The sequence below is a fragment of the uncultured Prevotella sp. genome (assembly GCF_946407605.1).
Classification (GTDB): domain Bacteria; phylum Bacteroidota; class Bacteroidia; order Bacteroidales; family Bacteroidaceae; genus Prevotella.
The window spans coordinates 47,441-59,210 of record NZ_CAMJOS010000012.1; the positions used below are offsets into that span (position 1 = coordinate 47,441).

Here is an 11,770-nt window from a genome sequence, read left to right on the forward strand (position 1 = left end):
AGTACGACTGATGTCCGATAATCATATTTACCCTCACATATGTCACACTCAGAATGCTCTGCATGGTTTTTCCATGAATAACCCTTATCGAGAGAACGAAATTGCGGGTACGTGTACAAACACTTTTTTCTACGCGTACAAACAAAATTACCTACGTGTACTAGCATCCATATCGGTTCTCCAGTAGAAACGCATCGTTTTTTAGACGCTTAACGAGATTTAATCAAAATCCTGTCCCTTTGATTAATCATTATCTAAATTGTACTCAAACAAGCGTACCATGTTGTTATTATCAGGATAATACCATATATTATCCTTTTCCAGCAAGTATGCTATTTGATTGTGCAGAAGAAAGTCATGGACCCATGCAATGAATTCACCTCCTTGACCATGATAATAATGCATTTCTTCACCATTTCTACAATAATACATTTCCCATGGCGCGCCTTCAATTCCTTGAGGTGCCCATAGGGCAGAAGAGAATCCTTCACAAACAATATTGCCTAATGGATCAATTAATCCATATTGTCCCTCCACTCCTATGGCAGCAAGACCATTGATAAAAAAAGAATCATCAGGTACTTTGAATGAAAAGTTCGTTAATGTCTTGTCAGAAATGTCTTTTAGTTTCGTTTCACCGTCATTTGTTACAAATAAAAGCCCAGCAATAAGCGATTCCCTTATTTGGTCATAGTTCTGATCAAAAAGTTGATATTTATCCAAAAAGAGCATATTCCACTTGTAATCAAATCCTGTTCTTTCAGATATCTTGTCCATCCATTTAAACATTCGGGTATACTCTTTATGATGTATCTCGAATAATTCTTTATTGCATACTTCTAAATGCTTAAATTCTTTTTCTATTCCTCCAGGAAAAACTTGATATAAGATTCCGTTTCGACAACAATAAGCAAACTCTCCATTATAATTTGAAACAAAGTCTGCATCACTATTTAGCAGAAGGCGCCCATTTAAATCAATTAGATTTTGTTTCCCATTTCTTTTCACTTTTAAATAGCCATAGGTTGATACAATAATATCATCGAACCAATCTTTGGACAATAACTCACCTGCATTTGTAATCACATTGTGTCTTTCGCAATACTCATTGCTATTAAAGAACTTATAATTATTCTTCTCTAATAGTTCATCTTCATTATTATCTTCAATAAGATAAATATCAAGTGAGGTAACATAAGATATTTTCCGCACCCATTTAGAAAGAATCTCTTTGCCACACTTGTCAAGCACATTATATAAGATGTGCTTATGAGAGATTTCAGTGGAATTAACAAACTTATGGATGTCATCAACTATCTTCAGAGGAGGCTCATAAATGTGCATTAATGGATCAGAGACTAATTGCCCCATATTATCAACACACCATCCCTTATATGGGACAAAAGTTCTTTTCTTTCCGTCTATAACCATATCTTAAACTTATTATTTCTTCCAATGATAGTTTCTGAAAACAATTCGATATAGTTCCATACCTATTAATCAATTGTGAATTACTGTTCTAAAGAGTTAGAGGAAACTGGATAATCACATTCGCAAGGGTAAATCTCGGAATCGTTGGAATAGAACTTTGTGCGCCCACCTTCTCGAATATAGGTTATACTACTACAATCATTAATTGTTTCAGGATTAAACACATAATGTGAATCAACATGCCCTTTGCTATCAAAAGCAACGACTCGAAGTTTATCTGATTTGATATCACTGTCAATACAGATAGTACCTTTATAATCTGTAATTTGAATCTCTTTCATAACCTTTTTTGTGCAATATTAGACAATCTTTTTAAGATACGCAAATCCATTCACTATTATTAAGGGATTATAGCAGTAATAATTATGATGTCCTTTCCTTTTGCTTATATTTATTTAACACATTCTTTATGCTCCTTTATGTTTTTGTTTAATTTTCCTTTAACATATCAATAACGCTCATCATCTAAAGAAATATCAGAATAATCAATAAAGCCTTTTCCTTCATTTTCTTCTTCATTAATTAGCATTTGTTCGTAACCTGACTTGTCAAAAATTCTCTTGGAGAAGTGAGGCATTTTCTCTTTGAATATGTGTATCGCATTACTTGGAACGATAATATAAGTATTAATGTCTATTGAGTATTTCCCTATATGTTTCATATATTGTGAAATCTCTATGTACTCTAGATTATAACAGCCGGCAAAAGCGAAATCACCAATATCTCTAATTGTTTCTGGCAATGTCAGTTTTTCCAAAAGACGGCAATCTTTGAACGCCTTATTACCGACAGTAATAAGATAATCTGGTATAATAACCTCACGCAACTTTATACAACCCTCGAAAACACTCTTTTCAAGTTTTGTCAAAAACTTAGGAAGCGTGATTGAAGTCAAGTTGCAACAACCGCTGAAAAGGCCATCGCCGATAGCAAGAATAGTAGAAGGTAGACATATATTATTCAGAGATGTGCAATTTTGGAAACCACCAGTCCCTATTATTAACACTCCATCGGAAAAATTGATAGATTCTAAGTGGCAACAATTATAAAAAGCATATTCTTCAATATATTTAATCGATGGGGGTAAGATAATAGATTGTAAGGACTCTCTGCAACTGAAAGAATCAGGACCAATACAAACTACCCCATCTTTTACTTTTATTTCTTTATCATCGGATAGACAAGATATAATTGTTTTTTTGTCATTTGAATATACTATATCCTTCTCTATGATAATTACGTCACATTCATTAATAAATGTACATTTCTTACTTGATAGTTTTCCAAAAGGGTTACCTCTTACTACCTGAACAGAAGATGGAATAGTCAATGTTTTTAATGATGACATCCCAGTAAATGCATTTTCACCAATGTATGTGGCAGACTGAAGGTCTACTTCGGTAAGCGAAGAGCACCCATTGAACACATTAGCTTCAATTCTTTTTATTGTGTATGGTAAAGATACTTCTAATAAACTTTCACAATTATAAAAGATACCTTCTTCTAATTCTTCTATATAACTTAAGATGTCAATATGGCGCATTTGTGAACAACAATCGAAGGAATACTTTCCTATACTTTTCAAGAAGCATGGTAAAACTATTCTCTCTATGTTAATGCAACAAGAAAAAGCATAATCTCCTATCTCAATAAGTGATTCTGGGAATACTATTGTTTTCAATGCAGTGCACTGAAAGAAAGTTCTTTTCCCAATCTTATATAAGGATTCTGGTAACACTACCTCTTCTAATTTGTCACAAGATTCAAATGCGTTATCACATATAACAAAAGTACGAGGATTAACAATGTAATGTTTTGTATTTACACCCTTAATCAATTTGTGTTGATCATAAGTGTATACTGCACCAAACTCATCTTCCCATGTGTCCTCAAAACCAGAAGATTCGTACTTGGTTTCCATATAGGAAATCTCTTCGAAAGTAGGTATATGACCATCGTATATGTCCATATCAAAACAATTAAAGGTTTGTGTATTACGCTTTCTTCGACGATACTAATAAATCCTTCACATCCACATCAAGGTGGCGTGCTGTCTCGTGGTAGCAATCAGGGGTTCATTTTATCCCCTGATTATTTAAATCTAACGACTTAATATTTCTACCATTTTCATCAAATACCGATAACAATGTATGTCTACCTCCCAATGGCACGCCTTCTTCGTCAAGCGCCTCATTGTATTTGTATGACTGCATGATGGCATAGCCTTCCTCCATAGTAAAACCAACAAGGCCACCATTTGTGGGAAGGAACAATACACTCTTATCATCCAAGTCAATAATATATGACAAAGAGTTACGCATATCAAATACGCCACTAATTATCACCTTCTTGGCATAGGGGAATAAACGGGCCTCGTAAATAGCATGGATATCTGATATCTTACACTTTTCAGATTTATCTCCAGCTGGCATAACCCAACTATATTGCTTTGGCTCTGTGGTAGTAAGTAGCTTTGATAGCTGTTTGGTCTTATTATCAAATACGTACAATGAACTTATGAAAGCATCTTCATCATATTCTGCCTTCTTATCATGATTAAGAAAAACCAGATAATCGTCGTTGTAATCTTCCAGCTTTGCAGTTTGAGGAAGACCTATCTGATATAGAGAGTCAAGTGACAATTGGGACAATTCGTTACCAGCAATATCACCAGCATTCGTTTTGTCTATCGTTTCTTTATGGACTTTTATATTGCGGTTTTCACAAGCCACGAATCCAAGTGAAAACAGCAAGAGACCCAATAACACGATTAGTGAAAATTTAATTCTAACCATATGCATAGATTTATAAGGTGACTAAATATAAGTTCTTCGTGTGCAAATATATGAATTATAATTTGTTTTTCCAAACAAACTACAAAAAAAGCGTCAATTAAAGGTTATTTTTAATAATCATGGGGTCTGCTAATCATGGCGGATTGAATTATGGGGCCAGAGATAGTGATTATATTCTCTGGTCCCAAAAACAATCCCTTTCCTCCGTGTGGGGGAAAGGGATTGAGAAAAGTTATATCATCCTAAACCAGATGGCCAACGATAAGTTTGGCGATTGGTATTAGTTGTATTTCAGAATCTGGCCGACACGCAGGGTGACGTTCTTCTTGATGCCGTTGAGGCTGCAGAGAGCATTGACAGAGGTGCGATGCTTGCGAGCGATGGCAGAGAGGGTCTCGCCCTTCTGTACCTTGTGATAGCGCACGCTGCTGCTGGTCTGCTTCTTGCTGCTCTTGCTGCTGGCCATGTTGGCCTCGAGGTCATCACCACCGCGATATACACCACCAGTACCACGCAGACGGGTGGCCTGTGCCGATTCCTGATTATAGGTAGAGCGACGGAACATCCACTGGTCGCCCACAACGTCCTGATTCTTGAAGTCGAACATCAGGGCTGGGTTGAGGGCCACGCCGCAGAGACGGGTCTCGAAATGCAGGTGTGAGCCAGTGCTCTTACCTGTGTTACCACCAAGGGCGATGGGGTCGCCGGCTTTTACTTCCTGATTTTCCTGTACGAGCCACTTTGACAGGTGACCATAGATGGTCTCCAGACCGTTGGTGTGACGTATGACGACATACATACCATAGCCTTTGCGCAGACCTTCACTTCTCACGATGCGTACCTTACCAGGGAAGGCAGCACGGATGGTGTCGCCAATGTAGACCTTGATGTCGAGGCCTTTGTGCTGGCGCTTCCAACGTGCACCGAAGTTTGATGTGATGACACGGCTGGTGGTGGGCATGCAGAAGTCGCGCAGGTTCACAAGGAACGAGTCGGGCAGGGTAGTCTCCTGATGTGCATACTTATTGTTCCAGTCGTTATAGAGGTCGGCCGCGGGCGATTCCCATACTTCGTTTTCCAACAGGCGCTGCAAAGCGATGGAGTCGATGGCTTTCATTTTGCGGTCGATGGGTGCCTGATTGGCGAGAATATCCTGACCGGCTGCAGGAAGAACTGCGATGGAAGCCAATGCCACGAGGGCGAATTTCTTGATTGTCTTTAACATTATCCTCATTAAGTTTGTTAGTCGATTATAAAAAAATCGTTGCAAAGGTACAAAAAATATCTGATTGACAGCACTTTTCGCAAATCTTTTGGGGACTTTTAACATAAAAGTCGCATTTTTACACTATTTCTTCATCCTGATGTGCCCTTTTTCGTCGATAATGGCCTGACTGTGAGGTATGTCGCTCTCGCTAAGCATCTTAAGTTGGCGGATGACGCTACCTGTCTTGTCATGGCGGGGGCCTATGCCTCGCGTCTGAATCATTGGATGTACGTCGCCCTTGATGAAGGCTCCGTCATCACCAATGGTAACCACCATGAGTGGCGCATGGCCGGAGATGCCTGTGAGGTTGACGTTATAGGGTGTGCAGAAGTTTCCGAGACTATAGGCGATGAAGCGGTTGTTGTAGACCTCTACGGCTCGCATGACGTGTGGTCCGTGGCCATAGACGATATCGGCACCGTGGTCTATACAGAAGTGTGCCAGTTGGCGTAAGGATCCTCGGTTCTCGCCAAGGAAGGTCTCTGAGCCTTGTGGCAGATGGCATTTGTCGCGTCCCTCGGCACCACCGTGGAACGATACGATGACGATGTCGCAGCGGCTCACCAGATCGTCGACAATATTGCCCACGCGCTCTAAGTTCAAGTGCTTGATAGTGTAGGAGTTATGACCAAAGGCGCACAGCCCGATCTTCTTGCCCTTGCGCTCGATGACGGCGCTCTCGATGCGGCCTTCGATGCCCGAGTAGAGGATACCCTGCTCTTTGAGACAACGCTCGGTGGACTCGATGCCTTCGAGGCCGAAGTCGTTGGCGTGGTTGTTGGCCATGCTCAGAAAGTCGAAGCCAACGTCCTTCAGATGGTGGGCATAGGATGTGGGGGTACGGAAGGCATAGCTGTTCTTGCCAGTGCCCTTGGTACTCTTGCCGCCGTCGCAGAGTGTGCCTTCGAGGTTGCCCACGGCGAGGTCGGCCTTGAGCAGTAAATCCTTGGCATCGACGAAGAGGTCGTTGCCATTGTTGGCAGGCAGCATCTGCGATGGGAAGGTGGTACCCATCATAATATCGCCCACCATGGCGATGGTGAGCGTATCGGCGTGGGCAGGCATGATGCTTGCAACCACGAAAAGAATCGATGTGAATAGGGATTTCATAGGCTTGGTGTTTACTGCTTACTGCACTCGGCGTGCTCCAACGTAACGGCGGGTATAGTTAGGCTCGCTGCTCTTGCTGATTTTCACGCCTGCCTTGGTGCTGGCATGAATGAATGTAAACACCTCGCTTACTGGGTCGTAGTCGATGACGATGCCCACATGGCCCACACCCTTTCTTGATCCCGGGCTGGTGAAGAATACCAGGTCGCCAGGCTGCAGCTCGCTGCGCTTGATGGGTTTATTGCGGGCATATTGGTCGCGCGAAGAAGCACCAATGTTCATGTTGCTCTGCTTATAGACATAGCTGGTGAAACCCGAGCAGTCGAAGGTGTTAGGCCCCTTGCTGCCATAACGATAGCGGGCGCCGATGTGCTTGTAGGCCTCGGTCACCAGATTGTCGATGAGTACCTGGTCGTAGTTGTAGTTCTCGCCGGCATAGAGGAAATCGAAGTTTTCAATTTCCTCTTCATCCTCCTCCTCACCGAGCTCAAACACCTCTTCGGCCTCTGTTTCTTCAGAGGCTATCTCTTCGGTTGCGGGAGCTTCGGATACGGTTTCTGCGCTCTGGCCGAAGCACGTGCTGGCAGACGCAAAAAGGAACATGATGGAACTGAAAACAACTTTTATCATCTCACTCGTTTTGGGTTGTGGTTTGGTTTTGAGTGCAAAGATAACACATATTTATGAGAAAACGTACAACTTATACCAATAATTAATAAGACTTAACATCTTTTTAAGTCTTTGAAGATGAAGAAATTATGAAATGGCGGCCCAGTTAATGTTGGTTTTGCGCAGTTCGCGCAGACGGTTCCAAAGCAGTTGATATTTAGACGATTGGCACAATGGGTCGTCGTCAATAATCTTCTGTGCCTCGTTGCGTGCCATCTGCACAATCTGCCCATCACGGGCAATGTCGGCAATCTTCAGGTCGAAGGCCATGCCGCTCTGCTGCGTGCCTTCAAGGTCGCCAGGACCGCGCAGTTTTAGGTCGGCTTCGGCAATGCGGAAGCCGTCGTTGGTCTCGCACATAATGTCGATGCGCTTACGGGTGTCTTCGCTGAGTTTATAGGGCGTGACGAGAATACAGAACGACTGGTCGGCGCCGCGCCCCACACGTCCTCTGAGCTGATGCAACTGCGAGAGGCCGAAGCGCTGGGCGTCGAGGATGACCATCACCGAGGCGTTAGGCACGTTAACACCCACCTCGATTACTGTGGTAGCCACGAGGATCTGCGTCTCGCCACTAACAAACTTCTGCATCTCGTCCTCTTTGTCCTTAGGCTTCATCTTGCCGTGCACCTTGCTCAGCTTAAACTCAGGAAAAGCCTGGCGCAACACTTCGAAGCCCTGTTCCAGATTCTTTAGGTCGATCTTCTCGCTCTCCTCGATGAGGGGGAAGACAATGTAAATCTGACGGCCCTCACGTATCTGCTGGCGGATGCCGTCGTAGAGCGATGTCATCCGTGTGTCGAACACATGACTGGTGCGGATGGGCTTGCGACCGGGCGGCAGCTCGTCGATGACACTCACGTCGAGGTCGCCATAGAGCGTCATGGCCAGCGTGCGGGGGATGGGCGTAGCTGTCATTACCAGCACATGAGGCGGATTGGTGCTCTTGCTCCATAACTTGGCACGCTGAGCAACACCAAAACGATGCTGCTCGTCGACCACCGCCAGTCCTAACTGTGCGAATTGCACAGTGTCTTCTATCACGGCGTGCGTGCCCACCAATATCTGTACCTCGCCCGTCAGCAGACCGTCGAGTACCTCCTGTCGCTTCTTGCCTTTTACAATGCCCGTCAGCAGTTCCACACGCACCGGCATATCCTTCAGGAACTCGCGGATGGTGACCAAATGCTGCTCGGCCAGTATCTCCGTGGGTGCCATGATACACGCCTGAAAGCCGTTGTCGAGCGCTATGAGCATCGCCATCAGCGCCACCAGTGTCTTGCCACTACCTACGTCCCCTTGCAGCAGGCGGTTCATCTGTCGGCCTGAGCACACATCCTGGCGTATCTCGCGCATCACCCGCTTCTGGGCTCCTGTCAGTTCGAAAGGCAGATTCTGACTGTAGAAAGAGTTGAAGATGTCGCCAATGCGGTTGAACACATAGCCACGGTATTTGCGGCGCTGGTCGCTGGCATACCTTAATATATTAAGCTGTACAAAGAACAGCTCCTCGAACTTCATGCGCAAACGGGCTCGCTCCAATGTCTTACTGTCTTTAGGATAGTGCAGCGTGCGCAGGGCCTCGTCGCGTCCCATGAGGTGCAACTGACTGGAGATGAAGTCGGGGATGGTCTCGGGCAGAGGGTCTTTCAGCACGCTGAGCAGCGTCTTGGTCAGGCGCTCTATGGCACGTGAGTTCAGCCCGCTCTTCTTCATCTTCTCCGAGGTGTTGTAGTAGGGCTGCATGCCCATGTCCGACAACTCCAGTGACTCGGCGGCATCGATGTCGGGATGCTGCACCTGTATGCGGTTGTTATAGACGCCGGGCTTGCCAAAAACCAGGTATTCCGTACCTATCTTATAGTTTTTCATAGCGTATTTGCCACCATTGAACCACACCAGGTCCATGATGCCTGTACCATCGGAGAAATGAGCCACCACGCGTTCTTTATGCGGTCCCATCTCGAAGGTTTCGAAACTTAAGATTCGCCCGATGACCTGCACAAAAGGCATGTCACCCGTCAGCTCGTGCACGGTATAGACCTTCGAGCGGTCCACATATTTATAGGGATAATACTCTAGCAGGTCACCAAACGTCTCGATGCCCAACTCCTGATTGAGCAACTTCTGCCTGTTTGGGCCTACGCCCGGCAGATATTTGATGTCCTGATTGAGTATGTTCATTCAGATGAGTGTCTCTGCTATTTTGAGGTCGAAAGGTGTTGTAATCTTGATGTTCTCGCGATTACCTTCAACGATCGACACTTCGTGTCCGTAAGCCTCCACTACCGAGGCATCGTCAGTAAAGCTTTCCTGATAGGGCTGGCGGTTGGCCGCCTTCAGCAGCTGAATGTCGAAGGTCTGGGGTGTCTGTACCAAACCATAGTCGCTGCGCAGTACGTTTTTCTGTGAAGGCAGGTGACGTAGCGTCTCGACTACTGGCGTCACAGGGATGACGGCTTTCTTTGTGCGTGCCGTCTCGTAGCAGTTTCTTATTACCTCAAAACTCACAAAAGGACGCACACCATCGTGCACACCCACCACACCCTCAGCATCGTCAGGTACCTTGGCTAAGCCGTTCTGCACAGAGTGGAACCGTGTCTCGCCACCATTGGCCAGCGTATATTCCACGTCGAAGTGATATTCCTTGCAGAGCTGGTGCCAATAGTCCTGCTGGGTTTCTGGCAATACCAGGATGATGCTTATCTCATTCGAATAAGCCCTGAATCGCTCGATGGTTCGCATGAGTACCGGCTTTCCGCCGATAGGCAGAAACTGCTTGGGAATCTCGCCACCCATACGCAGGCCCTTGCCGCCTGCCACGATAATTACGTAGTCCACTTTTTACCTTTTTGCTTTTTTATTTTTCCATGAGGTGTTTGAAACGCATGCCCTCGGCAATCTGGTCGCTAACCTCCTTGCTCACCAGCTGACTAAGCAACTCGTAGGCATAGGGAAAGGCAGCAGCAGGACCCTCGGCAGTGGTGATGTTGCCATCAACAGTAACCAGGTCGCCAGTATAGTGGGCCTTGGTCAGCATACGCTCAAAACCAGGATAACACGTGGCTTGCTTGCCATCGAGCACACCCAGCTGGGCCAGCACTACAGCAGGGGCAGCACAGATGGCCGATACTTTCTTTCCTGCTTGGAACTGTGCGAGCACAGCCTTGCACACACCCTTGTGGTCATAGAGGTTGGAAGCGCCTGGCATGCCACCAGGCAACATCAGCAGGTCAGCATCGCTATAGTCGCAATCGTCAAACATGGCATCGGCCACTATCTGCACACCATGAGCCGTTTCCACTACCTGTGAGTCCTCAACAATGCTCACCGTTACCACATCTGCACCGCCTCGACGCAGCACGTCGATAGGTATCAAAGCCTCTACATCTTCGAAGCCGTTAGCAAGAAAAACATAAACTTTTGCCATATTTTCAGAATTAATTTGTACTTTTGCAGGCACAAAGATACGAAATCTTTGTGAAACGCGAAAGAAAAATAGGAATTATGTCATCGAAGTCACTCACATTTGCCATCTTCGGCAACCTCTATCAGCAGGAAAAATCGGCTGCCATAGAGCAGGTGCTGGCCTGTTTGAAGGTGCATGGTGCACGCGTAATCATTCATGAGGAGTACTATCACTTCATCAATGAGATGTGTGATGTGCACCGTATTTTGAAGTCTGCGAAGTGTAGTTTCTCGACATTCTCGGGTAATGATTTCGAAGCCGACTTCGCCATTTCTATGGGTGGCGACGGCACTTTCCTAAAGACAGCCAGCAAAGTGGGAGGCAAGCATATTCCTATCCTGGGTGTCAACATGGGACGGTTGGGATTCCTGGCCGACATAGCCCCTGACGATATTGAAACCTGCCTGCAAGCGCTGCATGATGATGACTATGCGGTGGAGAGTAGGGCGGTGATTCAGGTAAAGGCTGACGATAAACCGCTGGGCGAGACTTCTTTCGCATTGAACGATGTGTCAATCCTGAAGCGCGACACAGCCTCGATGATCAGTATCCGTGCCAGCATCAACGGTGAGTATCTGGCTACCTATCAGGCTGACGGATTGATTGTCTCGACTCCCACGGGTTCTACAGCTTATTCTTTGTCGAACGGTGGCCCTGTGGTGGTGCCTGGCACTGGTGTCTTTATTATGACTGCTGTCGCGCCACATTCTTTGAATATCCGTCCTGTCGTCATTCCCGATTCCGCTGAGGTGACGCTCGATGTCGAGAGTCGCAACCACTCGTTCCTGGTTGCTATCGACGGTCGCTCGGAGAAATGTGGCGAAGGTACGCGCATCACCTTACGTCGTGCACCATATAACATTCAGGTGGTGAAGCGCAGTGGTACGCGTTATTTCTCTACTTTGCGAGAAAAACTCATGTGGGGAGCAGACGTGAGATGAGTTTATAGTTCACAGTTCATAGTTTATA

11 protein-coding genes are annotated in these 11,770 nt (G+C 45.5%); 1 reads left to right on the forward strand and 10 read right to left on the reverse strand.

Going from position 1 to position 11,770, the window contains the following annotated elements:
* Positions 1-243 precede the first annotated feature (243 nt).
* The 10 genes from Q0R57_RS06960 to Q0R57_RS07005 all read right to left on the reverse strand — a co-directional run bounded on the left by Q0R57_RS06960 (position 244) and on the right by Q0R57_RS07005 (position 10,762).
* Positions 244-1,431: a hypothetical protein gene (locus tag Q0R57_RS06960; RefSeq protein ID WP_294745205.1), complete on the reverse strand. Its 1,188-nt coding sequence runs from the start codon at positions 1,429-1,431 to the stop codon at positions 244-246.
* An 80-nt stretch (positions 1,432-1,511) separates the two neighbouring features.
* Positions 1,512-1,772 (reverse strand): hypothetical protein, encoded by a 261-nt coding sequence (locus tag Q0R57_RS06965; RefSeq protein WP_294745208.1) that lies wholly within the window; start codon positions 1,770-1,772, stop codon positions 1,512-1,514.
* A gap of 167 nt (positions 1,773-1,939) precedes the next feature.
* A complete protein-coding gene (locus tag Q0R57_RS06970) occupies positions 1,940-3,460 on the reverse strand; it encodes a leucine-rich repeat domain-containing protein (RefSeq protein WP_294745211.1) in 1,521 nt (506 codons plus the stop codon).
* A gap of 106 nt (positions 3,461-3,566) precedes the next feature.
* Entirely contained in the window at positions 3,567-4,286 is a 720-nt protein-coding gene (locus tag Q0R57_RS06975; RefSeq protein WP_294745213.1) for a hypothetical protein, read from the reverse strand.
* A gap of 280 nt (positions 4,287-4,566) precedes the next feature.
* A complete protein-coding gene (locus Q0R57_RS06980) occupies positions 4,567-5,520 on the reverse strand; it encodes a M23 family metallopeptidase (RefSeq protein WP_294745214.1) in 954 nt (317 codons plus the stop codon).
* A gap of 114 nt (positions 5,521-5,634) precedes the next feature.
* Positions 5,635-6,663, reverse strand: coding sequence for a CapA family protein (locus tag Q0R57_RS06985; RefSeq protein ID WP_294745217.1), 1,029 nt, complete (start codon positions 6,661-6,663; stop codon positions 5,635-5,637).
* A gap of 18 nt (positions 6,664-6,681) precedes the next feature.
* Positions 6,682-7,293, reverse strand: a complete 612-nt coding sequence (locus Q0R57_RS06990) for a C40 family peptidase (protein WP_294745220.1) — start codon at positions 7,291-7,293, stop codon at positions 6,682-6,684.
* Between the two features lie 126 nt (positions 7,294-7,419).
* Complete coding sequence (gene recG / locus Q0R57_RS06995) at positions 7,420-9,516, reverse strand: ATP-dependent DNA helicase RecG (RefSeq protein WP_294745223.1); 2,097 nt, start codon at positions 9,514-9,516, stop codon at positions 7,420-7,422.
* Positions 9,517-10,173, reverse strand: a complete 657-nt coding sequence (locus Q0R57_RS07000) for a 2-C-methyl-D-erythritol 4-phosphate cytidylyltransferase (RefSeq protein WP_294745226.1) — start codon at positions 10,171-10,173, stop codon at positions 9,517-9,519. It abuts the gene before it with no gap.
* Between the two features lie 19 nt (positions 10,174-10,192).
* The gene (locus tag Q0R57_RS07005) at positions 10,193-10,762 is read right to left on the reverse strand and encodes a DJ-1 family glyoxalase III (protein WP_294745229.1); all 570 of its coding nucleotides are present in this window, start codon (positions 10,760-10,762) and stop codon (positions 10,193-10,195) included.
* Positions 10,763-10,839: 77 nt separating this feature from the next.
* On the opposite strand from Q0R57_RS07005, the gene Q0R57_RS07010 reads away from it, so the two are divergent.
* Positions 10,840-11,742, forward strand: a complete 903-nt coding sequence (locus Q0R57_RS07010) for an NAD kinase (RefSeq protein WP_294745231.1) — start codon at positions 10,840-10,842, stop codon at positions 11,740-11,742.
* The last annotated feature ends 28 nt before the right edge of the window (positions 11,743-11,770 follow it).